The organism is Archangium violaceum, assembly GCF_016859125.1.
Classification (GTDB): Bacteria; Myxococcota; Myxococcia; order Myxococcales; family Myxococcaceae; genus Archangium; species Archangium violaceum_A.
The window spans coordinates 3693592-3718810 of record NZ_CP069338.1 but is presented as its reverse complement, the minus strand read 5'-3'; the positions used below and the strand labels follow the sequence as shown (position 1 = coordinate 3718810).

Genomic DNA, 25219 nt, shown 5'->3' with positions numbered 1-25219 from the left:
TACCTCGGATTGTCACGAAAGATTCCGGGGAGAAGCGCGAGCCACTGGGGAAAGCCCGAGCCCTGGACGGAAAGCACCCCGTCCCCTCAGCACGAGGAGCCGAAGCATGTTGCCCATCGAGGTCCAGCGCGCCGCCACCCTGAAGCCCAAGCCGTCCCCCGAGGGACTCGGTTTCGGCAAGTACTTCGCCGACCACATGTTCCGGATGGACTACTCGCCGGAGCGGGGTTGGCATCAGGCGCGGATCCTTCCACATGCGCCGCTGGGGTTGGACCCGGCCGCGGCGGTGCTGCACTACGCGCAGGCGGTGTTCGACGGCTCGAAGGTGTTCCGCGGCAAGGACGGGCAGCTGCGCGCCTTCCGCATCGACGACCACTGCAAGCGTCTGGCGGCGAGCGCCGACCGGCTGGCCATGGCGGCGGTGCCGCCCGAGGTGGCGCGCGAGGCGATCGAAGCGCTGGTGAAGCTGGAGGCGGACTGGGTGCCCAACGCCCCGGGCACGTCGCTGTACGTGCGGCCGGTGGTGATCGCCTCGGAGCCGTTCCTCGGGGTGCGCCCGGCGGACAAGTACATCTTCTTCGTCATCCTCAGCCCGGTGGGCAGCTACTTCGCGGGCGGTGCGGAGACGGTGCGCATCTGGGTGGAGCAGGAGCACACGCGCGCGGCGCCCGGCGGACTGGGTGGCGCGAAGGCGGCGGCCAACTACGCGGCGGGCCTGAAGGCCTCGGTGGAGGCCAAGAAGCGCGGCTACGCGCAGGTGCTGTGGCTGGACGCGCTCGAGCACCAGTACATCGAGGAGGTGGGCACGATGAACCTCTTCGTGCGCATCGGGGACGAAATCATCACCCCGCCCCTGGACGGCACCTTCCTGCCGGGCATTACCCGCGAGAGCGTGCTCACGCTGCTGCGCGACTGGGGCATGAAGGTGAGCGAGCGCAAGCTGGCCATCAGCGAGCTGCGCGAGGCGCACAAGAAGGGCGAGCTGCGCGAGGTGTTCGGCACGGGCACCGCGGCGGTGATTTCGCCGGTGGGCGGGCTGGGCTTCCAGGACGGCGAGCTGCGCATCGGCGACGGCAAGGTGGGCGAGGTCTCCCAGCGCCTCTACGACACCGTCACCGGAATCCAGAACGGGACGCTGCCGGACCGCCACGGCTGGATGTCCATCATCAAGTAGTCGCGCTCGTCGCACTGGGGCTCGGGGCCGCGTGTGCCCCGGGTCTCGCACCGGAGCGGTTCGTCTCGAGTCACCCCGAGGAGGCTCGCCGTATGCGCGAAGGAATCAACAGTCCCCGGCTGCCGGCGCCCACCCTTCCGTTCTCGCACGCGGTGCGCGATGGCGACCGCGTGTACCTGTCCGGCCAGGTGGGGCAGGACCCGAGCACCGGGAAGCTCGTCGCCCCGGACGTGGCCGCCCAGACGGAGCAGGCATTCCAGAACATCGCCACGGTGCTGGCCGACGCGGGCAGCTCGATGGACGACGTCGTGAAGGTGAACGTGTACCTCGTGGACATGGCCGACTTCGCGGCGATGAACGCGGTGTACGCGAAGCGGTTCGCCCAGCCCTACCCGGCCCGGACGACGGTGGCGGTGGCGGCGCTCCCGCTCGGTGCGCGCGTGGAGATCGAAGTCGTGGCGCGGGTCCGCGAGTAGTCCGAACGCGCCCGACCTGCTATGGCGCGCGGACATGAACACGGATGTGCTGCTGGAGAGGCGCGGGCCCCTGGGCCTGGTGACACTCAACCGCCCCAAGGCGCTCAACGCGCTCGACCTGGGCATGATTCGCACGCTGCACCCCGCGCTCGAGGCCTGGGCCCGCGACGCCGAGGTGAAGGCCGTGGTGATTCGCGGCGCTGGCGGCCGGGCCTTCTGCTCCGGTGGGGACGTGCGCGCCGTGGCCCTGTCCCTGGGCTCGCCCGCCGCCGAGGGACAGGAGCCGCTCTCGCGCGCCTTCTTCCGCGAGGAGTACCGGCTCAACCACCTCATCCACCACTACCCCAAGCCGTACATCGCGCTCGTGGATGGCATCAGCATGGGCGGAGGGCTCGGGCTGTCCGTGCACGGCTCGCACCGCGTCGTCACCGAGCGGCTCATGCTCGCCATGCCGGAGACGGCCATCGGCCTGTTCCCCGACGTGGGCGGCGGCTGGTTCCTCCCGCGATTCCCGGGCGAGACGGGCACGTACCTGGGGCTCACGGGCACGCGGTGCAACGCCGCGGATGCGATGTGGCTCGGGTACGGCACGCAGCACGTGACGCATGACAGGCTGGAGGCCGTGGTGGAGGCGCTCGCGGCGGCGGAATGGAGCGCGGGGGACTCGCGCGAGGTGGCCACGCGGGTGCTGTCGGGTTTCGCCACCGAACCGGGGGCCTCACCGCTGAGCGCGCATCGCGAGGCCATCGACCGGTGCTTCGGGAAGGACAGCCTCGAGGACATCCTCGAGGCACTGCGGGCCGAGGGCACGCCGTGGGCCGAGGAGACGCGCGCCACGCTGGGACGCATGTCGCCCACGAGCCTGAAGGTGACGCTGCGCCAGCTCCGGCTGTGCCGGGGACGGCCCTATGACGAGGTCGTCACCGTGGAGTACCGGCTGAGCCAGCACTGCTCCGCGCTGCCAGACTTCCGTGAGGGCATACGCGCCGTGCTGGTGGACAAGGACAACCGTCCGAAGTGGAGCCCGCCCACGCTCGACCAGGTGCGAGACACCGACGTGGAGGCGTGCTTCGCGCCGGTGGCGGACGAGGAGACGGTCCTTCTCCGATAGTGAAGTGTCCACGAAGTTCCTGGGGCGAGGAGCACGGAGATGAATACCCTCACCCCCCGCCCTCTCCCAGGGGGAGAGGGAGCATGCGCAACACCAGGCTCCACAAAGGGAAGACAAGGAGGGGAACCCTGTTGGACAAGCCCTCCACATGGCGGGCTCCCTCACGGCGAGGAGGGATACGACCCATGCCTCGCTCGCGCGCATAGGCGACCCGCGGACAGGCCTCTGCCTGCATGTCCCGCTCGGAATACGCGTGGGGGAGATGGTGTCCCTCCGGCTCCATGCAGCTGCAAGCATCCCGCCCCCGCGCCCCGCTGGCCCGTTCAACGCTCTTCAAGATGGGCGTGCGCATCGCGGTCGTCATCACCCTCTCCACCTTCTTCAGCTACCTCCACATCCGCCACACCCTGCACGAAGAGGCCCTCGAAAGCCTGGAGCAGCACGTCTCCGAGCGCAGCCAACGCGAGCAGGCCCTCTTCGTGCTGGCGGAGGACAACCACGCCTTCCTCAAGAAGGCCCTGGAGGAGAAGATCCGGGCCTTGCAGGCGGAGGACGTGAGCGCCCGCTTCGACAACCTCTTCGCCCGGATGCCCGACGGCTCGGTCCGCAGCCGTCCCGAGCTCTTCGACGGCACGAGGATGGCGGGCCTCTTCGTCCCCAGGGGCGTCACCGTCGACCAGGACATGCGCCGCCGGATCCTGGCCGCGTATGACGTGCTCAACCAGTACGGGCCCGCCTTCCACACGCGCTTCGAGGACACCTACATCATGCTCCCCGAAGGGCCGCTCGTCCTCTACTGGCCCGAGCGCCCCACCTGGAGCCACGACGCCGCGCCCGACTTCCTGCCCGTCCAGGCGGATTACTTCCGCATCAGCCTGCCCGAGCACAATCCACAGCGGCAGACGGCCTGGACCAGCGCCTACAAGGAGGACTTCAGCGAGAAATGGATGGCCTCGGCCTCCACTCCGCTGGACATGGACGGCCGCCATGTCGCGACCATCAACCAGGACGTCTTCATCGAGGACTTGATGGCCCGCACGCTCAACGAGAGCCTGCCCGGCGCCTACAACATCATCGTCCGAGATGATGGCGAGCTCATCGTCCACCCCGCGCTGAAGCTGGACGATGTCGCCTCCCAGCCCGACGCGGTGGAGCGGACGGACCACCTGCGAAGCCTCATCGAGCGGGTGAGGACCCGCCCGGCCAACCAGGCCGTCCTGGAGCTCCCGGGCTCGAGCGAGTACCTCGCCGTGGCTCGGCTACAAGGCCCCGGCTGGAACTTCGTCACGGTGTTGCCCGAGAGCGTGATGTCCCAACCCGCCTTCCTCGCGGCGCGCTACGTGCTGCTGCTCGGTGTGTTGTCCCTGCTGCTGGAGCTGGGCATCATGTACTGGGTGCTGCAGCAGCAGATCTCCCAACCGCTGCTCGCCTTCACCCAGGCCACCGATCGGGTGGCCGCCGGTGACTTCAAGGTCGAGCTGGACACTTCACGCGGCGATGAACTGGGACAGCTCGCCCGAGCCTTCCAGCTCATGGCGGATCAGGTGCAACGGCGCGAGGAGGAGTTGCGGCAGGCCAACGAAGGGCTGGAGCTTCGCGTCGAGGAGCGCACCCGCGAGCTCAAGGACGTGCATGCGCAGCTGGTGAAGACGGCGCGGCAGGCGGGCATGGCGGAGATCGCCACCAATGTGCTGCACAACGTGGGCAACGTCCTCAACAGCGTCTACACCTCGGCCCAGGTCGCCAAGGAGCGGATGACGGGCATGAAGCTCGAGCACGTGGGGCGCGTGGCCCACATGCTCCAGGAGCGACAGAGCGACCTCTCCACGTTCCTCACCCAGGACGAGCGCGGGCGCCACCTGATGCCCTTCCTGGACAAGCTGGGGCAGAACCTGGTCGACGAGCGCCAGGAGGTCGTCACCCTGCTCAATGACGTGGGCCGCTACACCGAGCACATCGGCGACATCGTCAAGGTGCAGCAGAACTACGCCCGGACGCCCCGGCTGCACGAGCCCGTGCAACTGGCGGAGCTGGTCGAGGACGCCGTCCGCATCAACTCGGCCGGGCTCACCCGTCACCAGGTGAAGGTGGTGCGGCAGCTCGCGGCCCTTCCCCCCGTGCTGACCGACAAGCACAAGATGCTGATGATCCTCGTCAACCTGGTCAGCAACGCCAAGTACGCCATGGATGATGTGCCACCGGCCGAGCGGCTCCTGACGGTGAAGCTGGAGCACGTTCCGCCCGCCAACAACATCCGCATCGAAATCCATGACAACGGCATGGGCATCGCACCGGAGATGCTCACCCGCATCTTCCAGTATGGCTTCACCACGCGAGAGGAGGGCCACGGCTTCGGCCTGCACTCCAGCGCCCTGGCGGCCCAGGAGCTGGGCGGCGTGCTGACCGTCCACAGCGCCGGAAAGGGGCAGGGAGCCACCTTCATCCTGGAGATTCCCTACCAGCCCGCCCCGGAGAGGAAGTGACCGCCGCGGTGTCGCGAAGCCTCGCGTCGAGCCGCTCCACCAACGCGCCCCAGATGGCCGTGTCACCGGGCTCGCCCCGGTATCGCGCCTCGCGGTAGTGCGCGAGGAACTCCGCCGCCAGGTCCGCCACCGCGTCGCCCCTCGCGGCGCGAAGGCGTGACAGCAGCTCGTCGTCCGTCTCCGAGGGCCGGGGAACCAGCCCCGCCCTCCGCTTCAGCGTCTTCAGGTAGCGCGCGTACAGCGCCGCGAGCCTCACGTCCTTCGTCCCCAATGCCACCGTGCGCCGGGCCTTCGTCCGTCCCTGCCACCGGCTCCGGCGCAGACGCCACAGCACCCCTCCGGCCACCAGCACGGCGAACACCGGCGAGCCCACCACCGTCCGAGCCAGCGCCAGCGGCTGGTAGCGCAGCCCCGCCCCCATCTTCCGCAGCCACGTGCCCACCGCGCCGGTGAGGTTGTCGAGGAACCCCCGCTGCTCCCGTGACAGCCCGAGCGTCTCGTCCCGGCTCCGCCAGGGCGTCGGGTCGAAGGCCACGAAGCGGCCCTCGTCCGCCAGGTACACCTCCACCCAGGCGTGGGCGTCACGCTCGCGGACCAGGGTCGCTCCCGTGAGCGGGTTGCGCTCCTCGGGCGCGAAGCCGCCCACCACGCGCGCCGGGACGTCCAGCGTGCGCAGCAGCGCCGCCATCGCGCTCGCGAAATACGTGCAGTACGCCGCGCGCTTCTCCCGCACCAGCACCGTCAGCGGCTGGCCCTCGCCCCGCAGGTCCACGTTCAGCGAGTACTCGAAATGCTCGTGGAAGTACGCCTCCAGGGCCCGGGCCATCTCGCGCGGCGTGCCCGCCCCGCGCGTGAGCGCCTCCGCGAGTGGGCGCAGCTCCGCCTCCAGGGCCTCCGGCAACGCGGTGAGCGAGTCTCCCCGTGCGGCCTCTGGCGGCAGGAGCTCTTCCGCCCCCATGCGCAGGGCCAGCGTGTTGCCCTCCAGCTCCCGGGCCTTCAGCACCCAACCGCCCTGCACCTCCGGACGGAGGCCCACCACCGCTCGCGTGCCAGCTGGCGCCGGCAACCAGGGGCCCACGGGGGCCAACACCGTCATCGCCAGCAGCCGCTCCGCCTCCGTTCCTCCCGAGGGCAGCTCCAGCCGTGTCTCCGCCAGCGCCTTCGACGTCGTCCACCGCGAGCCATCGAACTCGTCGAACACCCGCGCCCGCAGCCGCGCGGGCGCCTTGCCGGAGAGCACCAGCAATGGGCGCTCAGAGCCACGCGGCAAGCGGACCACCGCGCGGATGTCCACCTCCGACTGGAACTCCGAGCCACCTCCGGTGCCGGTGCCGCTGGTCATCCGGTACACCGCGTCCATCAGCGCGCCCTCGCTCGCCCAGATGGTCCGCACCAGCAGCAGCGACAGGCCCGACATCAGCACCACGAAGACGCCGAAGCCCGCCGCGGCCCGGAGACCGGTACGAGGCAGGCCGCCCTCGAGGAAGGCCACCCCCAGCACGCTCAGCACCAGCGCCCCCAGCACCCACCCCACGCCCTGCATCTCCCGCACGCGCATGCTGAGCGCCACCAGGAGGCACGCGTACGTCCAGGCGAAGTACCGGTTGCCGCCGAGCCCACAGAGCACCGCCAGCCCCACCAGCGCTCCGCACAGCGGACCGAAGATGGAGGGTGGGAAGGGCGCCGTCGGCGGCTCGCTCACCCAGAGCATCGCGGCGCCCACCCCGAGCCCCACGGCGCCCGCCAGGAGCAACCGCGCCGGGGTGTAGTCGATCCGCACGTCCTTCAGCACCGCCCACGCGAGCCCCACCATGACGGGCGCGCACAGCAGCCACCGGCCGTGCGCCACCGCATGCAGCATGAGCGCCGCGAAGACGGGCATCAGCTCGACGAGCCGTCTCATGACAACTCCACCACCTCTTCGGGAGCGAGCCCCGCGGGCTTGCGGTCCGGCCTCACCGAGAGCACCCGCACCGCCACCCCGTGCGCCTTGAGCCGCTCGACCAGCGCCGCGCGCGAGGGCTCCCAGTCCATCACCACGAAGATGACCGCGGACAGGTGGCTCGCCTCGGGCAGCAGCGCCGCCTCCAGCGCGTCCAGGTCCAGCCGCTCGCCCGACTCGATGGCCGCGAGGATTTCGAGGATGTGCTCGAAGTGCGCGAGCGCCCGGCCCGCCTGGAAGTGGAACACCTGGGGGCCCGCGGCGAACAGATCGATGATGTACTCCTGGCGCGCCAGCACGTCCGCCATGCCCGCCGCCAGGGAGAGCGCCTTCTCCAGCAGCGCGTCCTCCTTCGCCGAGCGCGATTGCACGTCCAGCACCAGGGCCAGCCGGACGAAGAACTCCTCCTGGAATTCCTTCACCACCAGCCGACCGGTGCGCGCGAACGAGGGCCAGTGGATGTCCCGGGTGCGATCTCCCTCGTGCCATTCGCGGGTGCCGAAGAACTCGGTGGACTCGCCCACCCGCGAGGCCACCGCGATGCCTCCGGGCTGGTAGTTGCGCCCGTGCGGCACGTCCAGGGACTCGAGCGGCGTGAAGCGCGGATACACGAGCAGACGATCCTTCCCCGGCGAGCGCCTCGGCCACTTCACCAGCGCCGAGGGGAAGAGGCTCGCGGCCTGGAGCGCGCCCAGCTCGTAGACGCCGCGGGTGGAGCACGTGAGGCGCAGCGTCACCTCGGAGTGCTCGCCGGGCGCGAGCGCGTCGATGATGGGCGGCTCGCCCACCCTGCGCAGCTCGGGAGGCAGGCCGCGCTCCTCCACGGCGATGTGGCGCACGGTGCGCCGGCCGGTGTTCTCCACGCGCACGCGGTAGGTGAGCGTGTCGCCCGCGGAGACGGGAGGAGGGAGCAGGCGCGTGAGCGAGACGCGAGGCCGGAAGGGAAGGCCCACCACGGCGGCGGCGGCGAGCGCGGAGACGGAGAAGGAGAAGAAGAGGATGAGCGGCGCGACGAGTCCGCCCAGCAGCAGGAAGCCCGCGGCGAGGGCCGACCACAGCACCACGCGCCCCACGGGGGTGAGCAGCCCGTGGTAGCGGTCCTGGAGGAAGCGGATGAACCCGTGCTCCTCGGGCGGCATCAGGAAGGACCAGCGACGACGGCGGGCCATGCGCGGCGTTTTCCTTGGAGCGAGGAGGTGGACGGAACGGGAGCCGGCTCGCATTGGAGCAGACCGTCACGTTCCGTTCCAGGCGCGCCCGTGGAAGGACCGGTGGATTCTTGACTGGCCGGAGCGGCTCCCGCGCCCCGCGCCAGTCGTCGAAGCCGCTGACGGCCTCGCCCAGCGGGTGGAGGGCTACGGAGCGGCTCGGACGAGCACCGTCTGGTCCGCGAAATCGGTGACGCCGTGGTTGTCCGTCACGAGGAGGCGGAACTTGTAGGTCCCGGCGGTCGTCAGGCCGCTCGCGGTCATCTTGGAGCTGGAGGCATTCGTCAGGGTGGGAGCGGCGGCGCCGGAGGGACGGCTCAGCGCAATCCAGTTCCACTTGGAGATGGAGCCATCCGGGTCCGTGCCACCGCCCGTCACCGTCGCCGACGAGGTCGGCAGGGTGATGGTCACCGTCGGGCCCGTCGTCGCGGTCGGCTCCAGGAACGTCGCGGGCTCGCTCGCGTTGCCGCGGCGCTGGGCGAACAACCAGGTGTAGAGCCGGTTGTCATTGTACGTCATATCCCAGACATTGTGCCCGGCGCCCGCGTACAGGGTCATGAGGGCCTTCTTCGGCCCGGCCCCGCACTTCACGTCCATGAGGTTCTTGAACGTCAACGTGCCGTTGTAGCTGACCGTGGTGTCGCCGGTGCCATGCCGCAGCCAGCTGGGCAGGCCTTGCAGGTCGCAGATGTGGCGGCCATCGGCGTCTGGAATGGGATTGCCCGCGGTATCGAACGCCTTCTGCGCCGCCGGCACGGAGTTGGTGTCCGCGCAGAGGGGAACGACGGCCGCCAGCTCCGTGGAGTGGTTCACCGCGAACTGGATGCTACGCATGCCACCGCCGCTCAACCCGGTCACGTAGATGCGGTCCGGGTCGATGCGGTAGCTGGCCAGCACGTCCTTCCACAGCCGGTCGAGGCGGTCCTGGGAGAACCAGCAGTTGCCGGAGGTCACGCCAATCTCCCGGCAGTGTGGAGACACCACGATGGCCGGGAAGGTGGAGGCGAACGCCGTGTCATTCTTCAGCCGGCGCGACAGGCCCTCCGGCGAGGCCGACATGCCCGTGTGGTCCGCGGTGAGCTGCGTCCCACCAATTCCATGCAGGGAGATGATGAGGGGGAACTTCGCCAGGGGGGCCTGGTTGTACTGGGTGGGCAGGAACTGCAGGAAGTCGTAGGACGGAGAGCGCCTCACGGACTGCGTGCCCGCGGTGCAGGACGGAGCCGGGGCCCGCGCCTCGGTGGAGGGCTCGCCCAGGACGGAGAACGTCCGTAGCCGGCAATGCGTCTTGTTCGTGCAGACGAAGCGCACCCTGCTGGTGACCAGCGGCGTGGAGAGGGGGAGTGTCCGGCTGAGCGTTCCCGCCGGGTTGCCGGTGACGACCGTCTCCGGCACCGTCTTCCAGCAGCCCTGCTCGTAGTGCTGGATTTCGAAGTTGGCCGGAGCGCTCCCGGTGGTCGTCCCCAGCTCGAGCTGGAACTGCTGGATGGCGTAGAACCCCTGGAGGTCCACCTCCACATAGACGTACGGGCGGACATAGCCGCTGTACCAGCCCGTGGAGGGATCGCCGTCCGTCACGAAGGACGCCACGGAGCTCGCGTCGTACTCCGTGATGGAGGACGCGGGCTTGCCGAGCGCCACATCCACCGCCTGGAGGAGCGACCCGGTATCCACGCTCGCGGCGGCGTCCTCGCGCGCAACGGCCGTGTCGGGCTCCAGCCCGGTTCCGGTCGGCTCGTCCGGAGCCTCCACCTGCGAGCCAGCGCGGATGTGGAGGTTGAAGGTGCCGCAGGAGCGCCCCTGGCCATGGACGAAGATGCGCACCGTCTGCCCGGCCTCGAGCGCGAGCCTCACCGAGGACTCGCCAGGGTCGCTCTCCGATTCGTCGCTGCAGCCCAGGGACGTGCCGTCCTCGCGCCGCACCTCCAGCACGGGGGCGAAGCGGGAGCCGGACGTGGAGAAGGTGAAGGTGTCAGCGGCTGGAGCCCGCCAGAAGTAGGAGAGGCCCGGCGCTCCGTCGTCCACCGCGCCGCACGTGGGCCGGAGGCCGCTGGTGAGCCGGCACGTGTCATCCGAGTCCACAACCGTGCCCAGCAGCGAGCCCAGCGCTTCGCCCAGAGGCGCGGCCTCCGCCTCTTCGAGGGAGGGCGTGTCTTCCGCGCCTACCTCCGCCTCGCAGCCACTCATCACCAGTCCAAGCGTCACGAGACCGGCCAATGCCGCGCGAGCGCTGGGGAAAATCGCCATGGGAATCCTCCTTGGGTTTTACTCGAATGGCTCACTATACGCATCTTTCAAGGATTTCGAATCCTGCCCTTTGTGCTCGCTGGTGCGAGCTACCGTTCCAGACCACCGCCCACGAGGCAGGGCCCATCCAGGAGTGCGCCGATGAAGCGCTACTTCGTGCCCAGGACCCGTGCCACCCGTCCCCGTTGGCTGCTGGAGGAGCTCGGGGTGCCGTACGAACTGGTCGCCGGTCTATCTGGCGGTGCACCCGTTCGGCGACGTCCCCGCGCTGGTGGTGAGAAAGGCCGTCCTGGCGTGAGCCGAGGCGGAGGCGCCAGCGTTGGCTTCGAGGCTCCGACCGATGAGCCTCGGTGTCTTCGAAGAAGAAATGGCCCGCGTTGGTTACCGCGGCACCGGCACGGTGCCGACGAGGTCCTTCGTGAGCGCTCGCTTATCCGCTCCCGCGTAGCGCGCCCGCGAGTCCAGCACCAGTCGGTGCGCCAGCACCGGCACCGCCAGCGTCTTCAGGTCCTCGGGCAGCACGTAGTCCCGCCCCTGCATCAGCGCCCTCGCCCTCGCCATCCTCCCGTACAGCAGCGCCCCGCGCGTCGACACGCCCAGCCGGATGCTCGCGTGTCCGCGCGTCGCCTGCACGATTCGCAGGAGATAGTCCGCCACCGACTCCTCCAGCTTCACCTCCTGCACCCGCTGCTGCAGCTGCGCCACCTCCTCCACCGTGCACACCGCCGCCATCCCCTCCAGCGGCGGCGGCCCCGAGCGCGTCATCAGCAGCGTCCGCTCCTCCCCCTCCGGCAGGTACCCCAGCGAGAGCTGCACCGCGAACCGGTCCAGCGAGGCCTCCGGCAGCGGGTACGTGCCGTGGAAGTCCACCGGGTTCTGCGTCGCGATGCACAGGAACGGTGGCGCCAGCACGTGCGTCTGCCCGTCCACCGTCACCTGTCCCTCGCTCAGCGCCTCCAGCAGCGCCGACTGCGTGCGCGGCGAGGCCCGGTTGATTTCGTCCGCGATCAGCACGTTGGCGAACAGCGGCCCCGCCCGGAAGCGGAACGTGCCCTCCTGCGGGTTGAAGATGGACGCTCCGACGATGTCCGTGGGCAGCAGGTCCGGCGTGAACTGCACCCGCTTGAAGCTACCGCCGATGCTCAACGCCAGCGCCTTCGCCAGGGTCGTCTTCCCCGTGCCCGGCACATCCTCCAGCAGCACGTGCCCTCCCGCCGCCACCGAGCACAGCACCAACTCCAGCGCCTCGCGCTTGCCCCGGATGACGCGCTCCAGGTTGTCGACCAGCCGGGACACCAGCGCACGCACCGGAGCCGCACGCTCGGTGACGGGGACCTTCACGGGAGAAGAGGACATTTCGGACACGGAGCGTAGCAGCCTCACCCGCCCCCGCGCGAAGCCACCTCGTCACGAGTAGGCTCCGCGCCACTCCATGGCCTCCTCCGCCTCCGTCTACGCCGCCAGCGTCCTGCCCGCCTTCCTGCTCTCCCCCTTGGCGGGCCCCCTCGCGGACCGCGTGGACCGCGAGCACCTCATGGTCGCCGTGGACCTCGGGGGCGGCGCGTAGTGGGTGCTGTCCACCCATGGCCTCCAGGTCTCCACTCCGGACAACCTGCGCGGGCGCGTGCTCGGCATCGACTTCGGGCTCGCCACGCTCGTCATCGGCGTGTCCTCGCTCGCCGCCGGAGCCGCGGCCGAGGGCGTGGGCCTCGCCCGTGCCTCCTGGGCACTCGCCGGGGCGTCACTCCTCCATGGCTCCTGGTGGTTGTGGTGGACGCGACCTGTGGCGTGGCCTCGCGGACGTGCTCACCGACTCCCGCCCGCGTCAGTCGGGTTGAGACAGGAAGCCCCACTGCGCCCCGGCCACCCGCCCCATCGCCTCGACGATGTGCATGTGGATGCGTCCATTGCTGGCGATGAGCCCCAGGGTGCCGTGCAGCTCCGAGCCCTGCGCGAAGTCCACCGCATGGCCATCCAGCCGGGTCACCTGCCCTCCGGCCGCCTTCACCAGCGCCGCGCCCGCGACGTGGTCCCAGACCTTGTGCGGGTTCTTCCGGATGTCCCGAGGCCCTCGGATGAACAGGTCCGCCGCCCCCGCCGCCACCAACGCGTACTTGAGCATCCCGTCGTAGCGCTTGATGCGCCGCGCATCGACGCCCGCCGCCGCGTACACCCGGTCCGCGATCTCCCGCGAGCGCCGGCCCATGACATAGCTCTCCACGACGCGGATGCTCGCCGGATCCTCGCGATCGGAGACGCGGAGCGCGCGGGGCTCGCCTCCAGCGAGCGACTCCGCCCAGACCCCTCCCCCGTCCGTGTAGAAGAGCGTTCCCCCCTCGTCCAGCGGCGACACCGGCGCGCCGATGATGCCGTCCAACGGCGCGCCCTCCACCAGCGTCCCCACGCAGATCGCATACGTCCTGCGGTGGATGAAGCCCTCCGTCCCGTCGATGGGATCGATGACCCACGTCCGGTCCGCCTTCACGCCCCGGCCGTGACCCAGCCAGCGGACGAAGTCCTCCTCGCGTACCTGCTCGCCCAGCAGCTGGCCCACCAGGCGCACCGCCTGATCCCGCTCCGCCAGCGGCAAGGTGAGGAAGGCCTCGACTCCCTCCTCGGCGATGACACCGTCCTCGGGGAAGTTGCGGCGGAGGGCGCGGCACACCAGGGCCTGCGCGCCATAGTCCGCGATGGTGACGGGGCTCGCGTCGCTCTTGCGGCTGACACCCGCCTGGGAGTCCTGCACCCGGCGGCACAGCTCACACGCGAGCCGTACCGCGTCGATGATGGGTTGTAGCTCTCGCTCGCCCTGCTGTTCCATGGAAGAGCCAGCTCCTTCGCTCAGGAGGGAAGTCCTCGCAAGGGACTCTAGTCATGGCCCGTCCGGCCCGCCCCTGTTCACCCGGCCGCTTTGACGGGAGCGGAAGCCGCCGCGCCCTCCTTCGCCATCCGCACCAGGGCCGCGATGGAGCGCGCGTGGGCCTCGCGGGCCGTGGGCGTCATCCCGCGCATGGAGCTCGGCACGTGCGGCAGCTCCGCGCAGACGTCCAGCTCGACGGGGACACCCGCGGCCCGGGCGCGCTCGGCGAGCTGGCACACCTCGTCCCGGAAGAGCTCGACGCCGCCCACCTGGAGGTAGAGCGGCGGCAGCCCCCGCAGCGACGCGTGCAGCGGCGACACGCGCGGGTCCTTCAGCTCCAGCGCTCCGGCATAGAAACGCGCCCACGTGAGCAGCTGCGGCCGGTTGAGGTAGTCATAGGCGGCGTTCTCCTCGTGGCTCCGCGACTCGCAGGCCAGGTCCACCCAGGGCGAGAGAAGCACCGCCCCCACGGGCATCGGCTCGCCGGCCTCCGCCAGCGCCACGAGCAGCGCCACCGCCAGCCCACCGCCCGCGGAGTCCCCGGCCAGCACCACGCGCGAGGGCTCCACGCCCGTGCTCCGCAGCCAGCGCCAGACGGCGAGCGCGTCCTCCAGGGCGGCCGGGTAGGGATGCTCGGGCGCCAGGCGGTAGTCCGGCACGAGCACCCGCATTCCGGAGTCCCTCGCCAGCTCGCCGCAGAAGGCCTGGTACTGCTTCGCCGAGCCCACCACGTACGCGCCACCGTGGAGGAAGAGAATCACCTTCTCACCCGAGCCCTTCACGGGCGTCACCCAGGAGGCCGGCACACCGCCAGCGTCCACGCGCGTATGGGTGACGACGTCGGAGGACGGGCCCGAGGAGGCCGTCTTCTCCAGGAAGCCGCGCAGTCCCCGGGTGGACGCCGCATCCGGCATGAGCGGGACGCTGCCCATGCAGGCGACGGTGGTTTCGAAGGCATACGTCCAGCCGGGACGCAGGGCGCCATGACGAACACGGCGCACCAGGGTGCGGGCCACGGCCTTGCAGAGGCCGGGAAGGAGTTGGAGGGCGTTCATGGCCGCAGCCTACCCGACCCCGGCGCCAGGACGCCCTCCCTCCGAGCATCACTGCGCCGAGGCGGCCACGGGCGCCACGTTGCCGGTGGCGGGAGGCATCCACGCCGGGCGCTCCGCGGTGGAACCATCCGGGACGCAGATGTACTCCACCGTCCGCGACGACAGCAGGAAGGGCACGAGCGCGGCCCCCGCCGACGCGCAGTAGGCGCGCGCCTCGGCATCGGCGCCGCCGCACGCCAGCGAGCCGGCGATGCCACCCGCCACGCCCAGGCCCGCGTTGATGAGCCAGTCGGTGGCGCTCATCCTGCTCTCCACCGAGGCCAGGCCGTTCGGGCACTCCCGCCCCGCCGGACCCGAGAGGTTCGCGAGACCCGCCACGGTGAACCACTGCCGGTCCGTATATTCCGGCCCCGCGGGCACACGACCACTGACGACGCGCGTGTTGTAGCAAGCGGCCTGGCTCGCCATGACTGCAACCGCGGCCACGATGGACAAAGAACGCTTCTGCACGATGTTCCCCTCTCCCTGTTGTCGATGAGTGACGGATGAGCAACGGGCACGAGCCCGTCGAGTCCGCGCACGGACGAGGGGTAACTTCGAATATTCACTGCGGGTATTTTCACTCCCGGGGCATGGGGTGGAGCGTATCGGCGAGCCGGTGCAGCAGCCGCAGCTCGGAGGCATTGAGCCCGCGCACGGCGCTGATCAACCGGCGCATGTCCGAGTCCAGCTCCAATTCCAGCTCCGGGTCCGGGGACTCGCGGGTCTCCAGCCCCAGCAGCTCGTCGGGGAGGATCTCCAACGCCAGGCAGATGCGCCGCAGCGTCGGGACGCTCGGGAGCATCTCGCCCCGCTCGATGCGGCCATACACCTCGAGTTGCACGCCCACCCGGCGTGCCACCTCGGCCTGGGTGAGTGCCGCGCGCATGCGGGCGGCATGGGCCGCGGCCGCGAGGGTCATCGCCAAAGGGCGTTCACGTCTGACATGAGCCAAGGGCCTGGGCATGACGAGGGCCTCCAGAGAGGACCCTACCTTACGAACTTATGAAGTCCTGTCAATGCCCACTACCAATTCGAGCGGTTGACCCGTGACTTCCCCCTCTGGAGGTATGGTGACGGGTCGACCAGCTCCGGGCGGAGGCGGAAAGACAGACACGCGAGCCCGACGCAGCGCGTGAGCCTCACAGTGCCGCCGGAATCTTCGTGTCAGGGTACGCGCGAGGCCTTCGAGTGTGTGCCTTGGGACGTGACACCCGAGGGCAATACGACTTGGGGGGGTGTTCGCACGCGACCCGCGCCGTTATGTTTCTGCTCCTGATACGGAGGCCTCCCCATGCCCAAGGAACACATCGACACGCAGAACCTCCAGGTCCGCGACATCCCTCCGCGGCACGAAAGCCTCCAGCCCTCCGACGACCACGTGACGCTCGTGGTGACGCAGGCCTTCGGGCCCGAGGGTCACAACCTGGTGGGCTTCTCGGACGTGACGTTCAACGGCCATCCCGCCGTCAGCCTGCTCATCCGCACACCGGATGGACGCGAGGGCCTCGTGCACCTGTCCCCCATCCACGGAGACAAGCGCAAGGCAGGCTTCACCGACATCGCTCCGGGCACCCGCTGCACCCTGTTGTGCCCCATCACGAAGCGGCCGCTCGACAAGCTCGGCCCCGTCGACGATGGCACCGGCGCCAGCTACTACGCCCTCTACCTCACGCCCAAGCTCGCCAAGGGCCACGCCGTCGCCGTCACGGACCTGTGGGACCACTTCCACTCCCGCATCGTCGACGACGAGGCCGTCATCTCCTACTGGGCCCAGACGCACGAGGTGTAGCGCGGCGCCTCTTCACTGCCCGTCCACGCGGTCCGTGAAGGGGGCGGCCTGGAGCAGCCCGCGGGCCCTCACGTCCACGGCGTAGTGGATGCCGTAGTGGGGTTGGGTCCACTGGTCGAAGACGAGGATGTCCGAGGCGAGCCACACCAGCCCCGAGAAGGGCCGCTGGTCGGTGAAGGTCGGCCCCTGGAGCTCGTACACCTCTCCCCGTGGGACGGAGCGGACCAGCACCCTGCAGACCGGCTCGCAGGTGGCGAACGCCTGGAACGAGCCCTCCAGGCTACTCGCGCGCTCATCCAGCTCGCTGTCGGCGGGGAGCCCGGGCACCCTCACCAGCGCGAAGCCCTCGTTGGGCGTCTCCGTGACCCAGGACTGGCTCACATCGACCGCGTGTCGGTGGGGATCCACGAGCGTCACGCGAGCCGCCATCCCTCCAGCGGGGCTCTCGCGAGGGGCCGTCCGGCACCCCCCCCCCGCCAGCGCCACCAGCAGGGCCACTCCAACCGGGCGTCGCGCGGCATGCATCATGGAAAAGCTCCCCGCACCTACTTGAGGATACGGACCCGGGACTTCTTCCTGCCGTAGGCCCGCCCCTCGCTCATGGTCGTGGCGCCCAGGAAGATGTCGATGTGCTTCCCGTTGATGGCGCCCCCGGTATCCCAGGCCAGGAACTTCTTGCCCGGATAGGCCTCGATCTCCAGCCGGCTTCCGAGCGGAATGACGTGGGGATCCACCGCCACCGACTCCCACTTCACCGGGTTCTTCCACTTGCCCCCCTTCCCCTTCGTGAACCAGGTGTTGCGACCCTTGGGCCCCCCCTTGTTCCAGTTGATGGTGATGTACTCGCCCGCCTCGGTCAGCCCCGTCCCCTGGAAGAGGACTCCCGTCTTCTCCTTGAACAGGAAGCCCTCCCGGTACTCCCCCTCGAGCCCGTTGGCCGTGACCTTCTTGTCATTGGCGAACACCGGGTCCGTCTCGGTGATGATGATGTAGTGGGTGATGACGAAGCCATCCATCCAGTCGTCGTTTCCCATGCGCGTGGCTCCTCTGGCCAACCCGGGCCCGTCCGCCAGCCTAGCGCAGGCGCACCAGCCCCCACAGTTCGCTCGAGACCGACGCGGTGGAGTGAGCGCCTCGGTGGAGAAGGCACACCGGGGCCACGGCACACCCACCCGCACACCAGGAAGAAACGCCGGATTCTTGAATTCCAAGAACCTGATGAAGCTTGCTCCGTCAGGGGATATTGGCTACACAACACCACCGGTTTTGAGAGCTGAGAAGAAAATCCCGCTCTCATGTTCGTCACACTGGCTCGGGGGGCGGCCCTGAGGTCGAGCCGGTCCGCTCTACACGGAATGGAGTTGCGCCATGGTTGCTCGGGCACTCGTGCACCTGCTGGGGGAAACTCCTCTATTCCTGTTCGACATCCAGGGCCTGGGAGAGCAGCTGCGGGTGGTCCGCTTCTCCGGCTCGGAGGGGCTGTCGAGCCTGTTCGAGTTCCAGGTGGAGATCGCCTGCGAGAACCAGGACCTCGACTTCACCCAGGTGGTAGGCAAGCCGGGGGTGCTGACGCTCAATGGTGAGCTGGCGCCCCGGTACGTGAACGGCATCGTCAGCCGCTTCGAGCAGGTGAACGAGCTGCCGCGCTTCGCCATCTACCGGGCCACGGTGGTGCCCCTGGCGTGGCGGCTCCAGCACCGCCACGACTGCCGCATCTTCCAGAAGCTCGACACCCCCGCCATCCTCAAGAAGGTCTTCGAGACGGCTGGCGTCCCCGCCGACAAGGTGCGCTTCTCCCTCATGGGCTCCTACGAGCCCCGCGACTACTGCGTGCAGTACCGCGAGTCCGACTGGGCCTTCGCCAGCCGCCTCATGGAGGAGGACGGCATCTTCTATTTCTTCGAGCACCACGAGGACAAACACATCCTGGTGCTCGGCGACAAGGAGTCCGCCCTCAAGCCCATCGACGGCGTGGAGCTGCTGCCCTTCCGCCGCTCCACGGGCAACGTGGTGGAGGAAGACCACGTGGCGCGCTTCCGCCGCATGCAGGAGGTGCGCTCGGGACGGGCGAGCCTGCGCGACTTCAACTTCAAGAAGCCCGGGCTGCCCATGGAGGCCAAACACGAGGCCGAGGTGGATGCGGACCTGGAGGTGTATGACTATCCGGGCGAGTACCAGGATCCCAGCCGCGGCTCCTCGGCCAAGGGCGCGACGATCGCCCGGTTGCGGCTGGAGGCCTGGCAGGCCTCGAGGCTCGAGGGGCGAGGGGAGAGCGATTGCGAGCGTCTGGCTCCGGGGCGGCTCTTCACGCTCATGGAGCACTCCCGGGCGGACTACAACGGCCGCTACCTGCTCACGCACGTGAGCCATGAAGGCACCCAACCCCAGGTGATGGACGAGGAGTCCGAGCAGGGGGATTTCAGCTACTCCAACCACTTCACGTGCATCCCGGAGAAGGTGCCGTACCGCCCCCCGCGGGTGACCCCCAGGCCGTATGTCCGGGGCGTGCAGACGGCGGTGGTGGTGGGGCCCTCGGGGGAAGAAATCCACGTGGACGAGTGGGGCCGCGTGAAGGTCCAGTTCCACTGGGACCGCCAGGGCAAGCTCGACGAGAACAGCTCCTGCTGGGTTCGCGTGAGCCAGCTCTGGGCCGGTGAGGGCTGGGGAGCCATGTTCATCCCGCGCATCGGCCAGGAGGTCATCGTCGACTTCATCGAGGGCGACCCGGACCGGCCGCTCATCATCGGGCGCGTGTACAACGGCGCCAACCTCGTCCCCTACGAGCTGCCCGCGCACAAGACCAAGAGCACCATCAAGTCCAACTCCTCGCAGGGGGGGAACGGCTACAACGAGCTGCGCTTCGAGGACGAGAAGAAGAAGGAGCAGATCTTCATGCACGCCGAGCGGAACATGGACGTGCACGTGAAGAACGACTCGTTCGAGAACATCCTGCACGACCGGCACCAGACGATCGGCAGCCAGGGGAAGAACGGAAAGGTCGGCGACCAGAACGAGCTGGTGTTCCGGGACAAGAGCCTGACGGTCCACCGCCACAGCCAGGAGCACGTGGGCGGGGACCTGAAGCTGATGGTGGGTGGAATCGACGGCGCGGGCGACGTGGACATCGTCATCAAGTCCAACCGCATGGAGCTGGTGCACAAGGACAGCCACCTGCACGTCAAGCAGAACCTCAATGAGAAGGTGGACGGCGTGCACTCGCTGCAGATCGACAAGGATCTGCACGTGAAGGTGGCTGGGTTGCACGCGTTGGAGTCGGGCAAGGAGCTCCACCTCAAGTCCGACAAGATCGTCATCGAGGCGACGAGCGGCATCACCATCAAGGGGCCCGGCGGCTTCATCACCATCGACGCGAGCGGCATCGCCATCAAGGGCACGCTGGTGCAGATCAACACCGGAGGCGCGGCGCTCTCCGGAAGCGGTGTCAGCCCCATCGCCCCCACGGACGCGGTGGAGGCCACGCCCACCGTGCCAACCCCCGCGGACGACGGCAGCGTTCCCTGAGAGGAGACCCCCATGCCTCCCGCCGCACGAATCACGGATGTGCATGTCTGCCCCAAGGTGGAGCCGGGCCCCGTTCCCCACGTGGGCGGCCCGACGACCTCGGGAGAGAGCACCGTCCTCATCGGCTACCAGCCCGCGGCGCGGGTCGGTGACTCGCTCCTGTGCACGGGCCCGGGCGTATCGGACTCCATCTCCCAGGGCGAGTCCTCCGTCATCATCGGTGGCAAGCCCGCGGCCCGCCTCGGAGACCCGACCTCCCACGGAGGCGTCATCGTGGCCGGTTGCCCGACGGTGGTCATCGGCTCGTCCGCGCAGGGGCAGACCATCACCATCGCCGCGCGGGATGGCGTCCCCTTCTGCGAGGAGTGCGAGAAGCGAAGGAAGCAGCAGGAGGCCGAGGCGCAGGGCCAATGAGCACGGAAGCCAGGCGCCACGCCATCCTCCAGGTTCGCTGGGGACCCATGGCCTACCACAAGGCCATCATCGAGCCCGGAAAGGTGCTCCGGGTGGGGCGGGGCTCCTCCGCGGGGCTGGTGGTGCCGCACGACCCGGAGCTGGCGGAAGAGCATTTCGAGATCGCCTGGAGCGGCAGACGGGGCTGGATGTATGACCTGAAGAGCCCCTCGGGAGTCCTGCTGGATGGCGAGCGGGTGGAGGACGGCGAGGTCCTCAACGGGAGCTGGCTGCGCGCGGGGCAGACGGACTTCTCGGTCTACCTCGAGCGGACCACCCCTCCGCGTGAGCCCGAGCAGCCGGATCCGCCCGAAATGGTCCCCGCCAAGGCCCGGGCCCTGGAGGTGCTGCGCGAGCAACAGGCCCCGCTGTATGCCATTGTCGACGCGGCGCGCTCCGAGCGCATCCTCGAGCTGTTGCACGAGTCGGTGGAGGAATGCCACTCCCTGTACGAGGGACCCCAGGGCGTGGCGTTGGCGGACGTGGCGCCCTTCCTGGTGAGCCTGCCCCGGAAGGACTCGTGGCTGCTGGAAGCGCTCGTGCAGGAGGGGTGGACGGACGCCTGGGGCGTCTACTTCACCACCGCGGTCCCCCTGCTCCAGGTCCGGCGGCATCTCCGGAAGTTCCTCATGGTGGAGGCGGAGGACGTCGAGGGCAGGCTCTACTTCCGCTTCTATGATCCCCGCGTCCTGAGCGTCTTCCTCCCGACGAGCCCCCCGGAGGCGAAGAAGGAGTTCTTCGGGGACATCGAGCGCTTCATCCTCAGCGGCTCGAACGGGACGCTCATGGAATTCCCCTCCAATCCGAGAATGGGCTGACACCATGGTTGCTCGCGCACACGTTCACCAGATAGGCGGGTCTCCTGTCTTCCTGTTCGACATCGGAGGCTTCGACGCGCCGATGCGGGTGGTCCGCTTCTCCGGCGCGGAGGGGCTGTCGAGCCTGTTCGAGTTCCAGGTGGAGCTCGCCTGCGAGAACCAGGGCATCGACTTCGCGCAGGTGGTGGGCAAGTCGGCGCTGCTGGCGATCCGGGGAGAGGCGGGGTTTCGCCATCTCAATGGAATCATCAGCCGCTTCGAGCAGGTGAACGAGCTGCCGCGCTTCGCCATCTACCGGGCCACGGTGGTGCCCCTGGTGTGGCGGCTCCAGCACCGCCACGACTGCCGCATCTTCCAGAAGCTCGACACCCCCGCCATCCTCAAGAAGGTCTTCGAGGCAGCCGGCGTCCCCGCCGACAAGGTGCGCTTCTCCCTCATGGGCTCCTACGAGCCCCGCGACTACTGCGTGCAGTACCGCGAGTCCGATTGGGCCTTCGCCAGCCGCCTCATGGAGGAGGACGGCATCTTCTATTTCTTCGAGCACCACGAGGACAAACACATCCTGGTGCTCGGCGACAAGGAGTCCGCCTTCAAGCCCATTGATGGCGCGCAGCAGCTGCCCTTCCGCCGCTCCACCGGTGGCGTGGTGTTGGAAGACCACGTGGCGCGCTTCCGCCGCGTGCAGGAGGTACGGCCAGGACGGACGAGCCTGCGCGACTTCAACTACAAGAAGCCCGGGCTGCCCATGGAGGCCAAACACGAGGCCGAGGTGGATGCGGACCTGGAGGTGTATGACTATCCGGGCGAGTACCTGGACCCCGGCCGTGGCTCCTCGGCCAAGGGCGCGACGATCGCCCGGCTGAGGCTGGAAGCCTGGCAGGCCTCGAGGGTGCAGGGGCAGGGACAGAGTGATTGCGAGCGACTGGTGCCGGGGCGGCTCTTCACGCTCGCGGAGCACTCGCGTGGGGACTACAACGGCCGCTACCTGCTCACGCACGTGAGCCACGCGGGCAGCCAGCCCCAGACGCTGGACGAGGAGTCCGACTCAGGGGATTTCAGCTACTCCAACCACTTCACGTGCATCCCGGAGAAGGTGCCGTACCGCCCCCCGCGGGTGACCCCCAGGCCGCATGTCCGGGGTGGACAGACGGCGGTGGTGGTGGGGCCCTCGGGGGAAGAAATCCACGTGGACGAGTGGGGCCGCGTGAAGGTCCAGTTCCACTGGGACCGCCAGGGCAAGCTCGACGAGAACAGCTCCTGCTGGGTTCGCGTGAGCCAGCTCTGGGCCGGTGAGCAGTGGGGACGGATGTTCATCCCGCGCATCGGCCAGGAGGTCATCGTCGACTTCATCGAGGGCGATCCGGATCGGCCCATCATCACCGGCCGGCTGTACAACGGCGCCAACCTCGTCCCCTACGAGCTGCCCGCGGAAAAGACCAAGAGCACCATCAAATCCAACTCCTCACTGGGAGGCGACGGCTACAACGAGCTGCGCTTCGAGGACGAGAAGAACAAGGAGCAGTTCTTCATGCACGCCGAGCGGAACATGGACGTGCACGTGAAGAACGACTCGTTCGAGAACATCCTGCACGACCGGCATCAGACGATTGGCAGCCAGGGGAAGAACGGGAAGGCCGGCGACCAGAACGAGCTGGTGTTCCGGGACAAGAGCCTGACGGTGCACCGCCACAGCCAGGAGCACGTGGGCGGGAATCTGAAGCGGCTGGTGGGTGGAATCGACGGCGCGGGCGACGTGGACATCGTCATCAAATCCAACCGCACGGAGTTGGTGCACAAGGACAGCCACCTGCACGTGAAGGAGTGCCTCGTCGAGAAGGTGGACGGCACCCAGTCCCTGCAGGTGGGCAAGGACCAGCACACCTCGGTGGGTCAGGTGACCGCGGTGGAGACGGGCAAGGAGGTCCACCTCAAGTCCAACAAGATCGTCATCGAGGCGGCGACCGGAATCACCGTCCAGGGGCCCGGTGGCTTCATCACCATCGACGCGAGCGGTATCGCCATCAAGGGCACGATGGTGTTGATCAACAGCGGTGGCTCGGCGCTCTCCGGAAGTGGGGTGAGCCCCACCGCCCCCAAGGACGCGGTGGAGGCCGTCCCCACCGTGCCGGCCCTGGCGGACGATGGAAAGGTCCGGCCGCCCAGCGGTCTCGCGGTGGCCCAGGGCGGCTCGGAGCTCGCCCCCGTCGCGCCGATGAAACTGGCGGCGACCATGCTGCCCCTGTCGGTCCTCCAGGCCCGCGAGCCCACCGTCACGTGCGTGCAGCTGGCCAACCAGATCGACGAGATGGATCAGGCCACCGTCCGCGCCGGACTCGCGGCGGACGTGTACAACCGGTACGACCCGAGCCGCGCGCCCGATGCACCCATCCCCCCTCCCCCGCCCGGATTCACCCGCCCCAGCGATGATCCGGAGCAGCTGCGGGCGCTCTTCAAGGGCCGCCTCTCCGACCAGCAGCTCAAGGACCTGACGCAGCCCGAGGGCTCCAGCTACCGCGCCGCCATCTACCAGGACCAGAGCGGGAAGACCTACCTCACGTTCCGCGGCACCGAGAACAAGGAGGGCTTCAAGGACTGGAAGGAGAACCTCCTCCAGGGCTCCGGCATGGAGAGCCAGCACTACGAGAAGGCCAAGAAGCTGGCCGAGCGCCTGGATCTCGCCGTCGGACCCGGCAATCTCGAGATCATCGGACACTCGAAGGGTGGAGGCATGGCGGCCGCCGCGGGTGTCGTCACCGGCGCCAGGACGACGACCTTCAACCCGGCCGGCGTCCATCCGAAGACGGTGGGTGGCGCGAACCTGGCGAACGCGGCTGCCAACATCAACGCCTACGTCGTGGAAGGCGAGGTCCTCAACTGGGTCCAGGACAACCGGGCGGTGATCCAGGGAGGGGCCGTCGTCGCGGGCACGAAGCTGGGAGGCCCCGTTGGCGGAATGGTGGCCGCGATGCTCGTCGACGGAACGCTGCCCCAGGCCACCGGCCGGCGCGTGAACATCCTACCGAGCAAGGACTTCAAGTCCGCCTGGTATGACCCCGTCCTGTACCGGGTGGATCTCCATGGCATGGACCAGGTGAAGAAGAGCCTCGAAGAACACCGGGAGACCCTGCAGAACGCGTACGTCGCCAACGGGTGCGAGGCCCAGCTTGGAAAGCGGTAGAGGGGTGACCCATGATGCGCCGATGGCCGTGGCTGGCTTGGGCCGCCATGCTCTCATTGTTGGGTGGGTGTTCGAAACAGGGAGGAGCGACAGTGTCTGGGCCAGATAGCTATTTCGATAAGCCCGCCGACAAGCAGATGGCGCGGGCGGTCGCCGAAGGGGATGTCCCGACCATCGAGCGGCTGCTCGAGACGGGCGAGGTGGAGCCGCTGACCGTGGGCCGCGATGCCACGAGCTGGCTGAGCATCGCCGTCGCCGCGCGCCAGAAGAAGTCGCTCGATACGCTGCTCGAGCACGGCGCCCTGGGAGATCCCAAGGGGAAGATCGCCGGCCAGGCCCTGTACGCCGCCACGCTGCTCGATGACCTGTATTGGCTCGAGCGCCTCCACGCCGCGGGCGCGGACCTCAACAACTACGGCGGTGGAGATCTCCTGCTCGAGGTCGCGGTGGATACCCGCAACAGGAAGACCCTGGACTTCTACCTCGAGCATGGAGCCAGACTCGACATGCCCTCGAGTGTCGGCGGCTCCGTGGCGCTGTCCACGGCGCAGGCCAGGCGTTTCGACCTGGTGAACGAGTTCCTCGACCGAGGCGCCTCGCCCTGGGTCATGGACTCGTTCGGGACGACCCTGGGCTTCACGGCGGAAAGAGCGGGGAGCGTCCCCGCCTGGGACCACCGCAGCCCGATGAACAAGGAGCGGTTGCTACTGCTGGAGCGGCTCCACGCGATCGGCTTTCCCAAGCCCGCGCCCACCCCCGACGAGGGGCATGCCCTGCGCGAAGCCGGCAAGTGGCCGCCGCCCAACGCGCCGAAGACGGCTCCACGGCCCCAGAGGCCCTGAGGACCACCCTTCGAGAAGG

At 69.0% G+C, this 25219-nt stretch carries 21 protein-coding genes and 1 pseudogene; 12 read left to right on the top strand and 10 right to left on the bottom strand.

Features of this window, described 5'->3' with window-relative positions; all coding sequences use genetic code 11:
• Positions 1-106: 106 nt before the first annotated feature.
• The 4 genes from JQX13_RS15965 (at position 107) to JQX13_RS15950 (ending at position 5244) form a co-directional block, all read left to right on the top strand.
• Positions 107-1174 (top strand): branched-chain amino acid aminotransferase, encoded by a 1068-nt coding sequence (locus tag JQX13_RS15965; protein WP_203409869.1) that lies wholly within the window; start codon positions 107-109, stop codon positions 1172-1174.
• Positions 1175-1266: 92 nt separating this feature from the next.
• Positions 1267-1650, top strand: coding sequence for a RidA family protein (locus JQX13_RS15960; protein ID WP_203409868.1), 384 nt, complete (start codon positions 1267-1269; stop codon positions 1648-1650).
• A 34-nt stretch (positions 1651-1684) separates the two neighbouring features.
• Positions 1685-2761: an enoyl-CoA hydratase/isomerase family protein gene (locus tag JQX13_RS15955; protein ID WP_203409867.1), complete on the top strand. Its 1077-nt coding sequence runs from the start codon at positions 1685-1687 to the stop codon at positions 2759-2761.
• Positions 2762-3042: 281 nt separating this feature from the next.
• Complete coding sequence (locus JQX13_RS15950; RefSeq protein ID WP_239014776.1) at positions 3043-5244, top strand: ATP-binding protein; 2202 nt, start codon at positions 3043-3045, stop codon at positions 5242-5244.
• On the opposite strand, the gene JQX13_RS15945 is transcribed toward JQX13_RS15950, so the two are convergent.
• The 3 genes from JQX13_RS15945 to JQX13_RS15935 all read right to left on the bottom strand — a co-directional run bounded on the left by JQX13_RS15945 (position 5201) and on the right by JQX13_RS15935 (position 10641).
• Positions 5201-7147, bottom strand: a complete 1947-nt coding sequence (locus JQX13_RS15945) for a transglutaminaseTgpA domain-containing protein (protein ID WP_203409866.1) — start codon at positions 7145-7147, stop codon at positions 5201-5203. The genes JQX13_RS15950 and JQX13_RS15945 overlap by 44 nt on opposite strands.
• Complete coding sequence (locus JQX13_RS15940; RefSeq protein WP_203409865.1) at positions 7144-8355, bottom strand: DUF58 domain-containing protein; 1212 nt, start codon at positions 8353-8355, stop codon at positions 7144-7146. The genes JQX13_RS15945 and JQX13_RS15940 overlap by 4 nt, the downstream gene beginning before the upstream one ends.
• Positions 8356-8541: 186 nt before the next feature.
• Entirely contained in the window at positions 8542-10641 is a 2100-nt protein-coding gene (locus JQX13_RS15935) for a PKD domain-containing protein (protein WP_203409864.1), read from the bottom strand.
• Positions 10642-10782: 141 nt separating this feature from the next.
• Between JQX13_RS15935 and JQX13_RS56305 the strand changes: the two are divergent.
• Positions 10783-10912, top strand: a pseudogene (locus JQX13_RS56305) (glutathione S-transferase family protein); the annotation flags it as partial.
• Between the two features lie 110 nt (positions 10913-11022).
• Here JQX13_RS56305 and JQX13_RS15930 read toward each other — a convergent pair.
• Positions 11023-11997, bottom strand: coding sequence for an AAA family ATPase (locus JQX13_RS15930; RefSeq protein WP_203412044.1), 975 nt, complete (start codon positions 11995-11997; stop codon positions 11023-11025).
• Between the two features lie 76 nt (positions 11998-12073).
• On the opposite strand from JQX13_RS15930, the gene JQX13_RS15925 reads away from it, so the two are divergent.
• Entirely contained in the window at positions 12074-12208 is a 135-nt protein-coding gene (locus JQX13_RS15925) for an MFS transporter (RefSeq protein WP_203409863.1), read from the top strand.
• Between the two features lie 258 nt (positions 12209-12466).
• Here the strand turns inward: JQX13_RS15925 and JQX13_RS15920 are convergent, their stop codons facing one another.
• The 4 genes from JQX13_RS15920 to JQX13_RS15905 form a co-directional block, all read right to left on the bottom strand.
• Positions 12467-13462, bottom strand: coding sequence for an inositol monophosphatase family protein (locus JQX13_RS15920; protein ID WP_203409862.1), 996 nt, complete (start codon positions 13460-13462; stop codon positions 12467-12469).
• A 77-nt stretch (positions 13463-13539) separates the two neighbouring features.
• A complete protein-coding gene (locus JQX13_RS15915) occupies positions 13540-14556 on the bottom strand; it encodes an alpha/beta hydrolase (RefSeq protein WP_203409861.1) in 1017 nt (338 codons plus the stop codon).
• A gap of 48 nt (positions 14557-14604) precedes the next feature.
• On the bottom strand, positions 14605-15066 hold the full coding sequence (locus tag JQX13_RS15910) for a hypothetical protein (protein ID WP_203409860.1): 462 nt from the start codon (positions 15064-15066) through the stop codon (positions 14605-14607).
• A gap of 109 nt (positions 15067-15175) precedes the next feature.
• Positions 15176-15517, bottom strand: a complete 342-nt coding sequence (locus tag JQX13_RS15905) for a helix-turn-helix transcriptional regulator (RefSeq protein ID WP_239014775.1) — start codon at positions 15515-15517, stop codon at positions 15176-15178.
• A gap of 372 nt (positions 15518-15889) precedes the next feature.
• On the opposite strand from JQX13_RS15905, the gene JQX13_RS15900 reads away from it, so the two are divergent.
• The gene (locus JQX13_RS15900) at positions 15890-16387 is read left to right on the top strand and encodes a hypothetical protein (RefSeq protein WP_203409858.1); all 498 of its coding nucleotides are present in this window, start codon (positions 15890-15892) and stop codon (positions 16385-16387) included.
• Between the two features lie 12 nt (positions 16388-16399).
• Here JQX13_RS15900 and JQX13_RS15895 read toward each other — a convergent pair whose 3' ends face one another.
• Complete coding sequence (locus JQX13_RS15895) at positions 16400-16915, bottom strand: hypothetical protein (RefSeq protein WP_203409857.1); 516 nt, start codon at positions 16913-16915, stop codon at positions 16400-16402.
• Between the two features lie 17 nt (positions 16916-16932).
• Complete coding sequence (locus tag JQX13_RS15890) at positions 16933-17421, bottom strand: 3D domain-containing protein (protein WP_203409856.1); 489 nt, start codon at positions 17419-17421, stop codon at positions 16933-16935.
• Between the two features lie 334 nt (positions 17422-17755).
• On the opposite strand from JQX13_RS15890, the gene JQX13_RS15885 reads away from it, so the two are divergent.
• The 5 genes from JQX13_RS15885 (at position 17756) to JQX13_RS15865 (ending at position 25200) form a co-directional block, all read left to right on the top strand.
• Positions 17756-19909, top strand: a complete 2154-nt coding sequence (locus JQX13_RS15885) for a type VI secretion system Vgr family protein (RefSeq protein WP_203409855.1) — start codon at positions 17756-17758, stop codon at positions 19907-19909.
• Between the two features lie 12 nt (positions 19910-19921).
• The gene (locus JQX13_RS15880; protein WP_203409854.1) at positions 19922-20323 is read left to right on the top strand and encodes a PAAR domain-containing protein; all 402 of its coding nucleotides are present in this window, start codon (positions 19922-19924) and stop codon (positions 20321-20323) included.
• Positions 20320-21180 carry a DUF4123 domain-containing protein gene (locus JQX13_RS15875; protein ID WP_203409853.1) on the top strand — a complete coding sequence of 287 codons (861 nt, stop codon included), beginning with the start codon at positions 20320-20322 and terminating at the stop codon, positions 21178-21180. Before JQX13_RS15880 ends, JQX13_RS15875 begins: the two co-directional genes overlap by 4 nt.
• A 4-nt stretch (positions 21181-21184) precedes the next feature.
• Complete coding sequence (locus JQX13_RS15870; RefSeq protein ID WP_203409852.1) at positions 21185-24358, top strand: type VI secretion system Vgr family protein; 3174 nt, start codon at positions 21185-21187, stop codon at positions 24356-24358.
• A 92-nt stretch (positions 24359-24450) separates the two neighbouring features.
• Positions 24451-25200, top strand: a complete 750-nt coding sequence (locus tag JQX13_RS15865) for an ankyrin repeat domain-containing protein (RefSeq protein WP_203409851.1) — start codon at positions 24451-24453, stop codon at positions 25198-25200.
• Positions 25201-25219 lie beyond the last annotated feature (19 nt).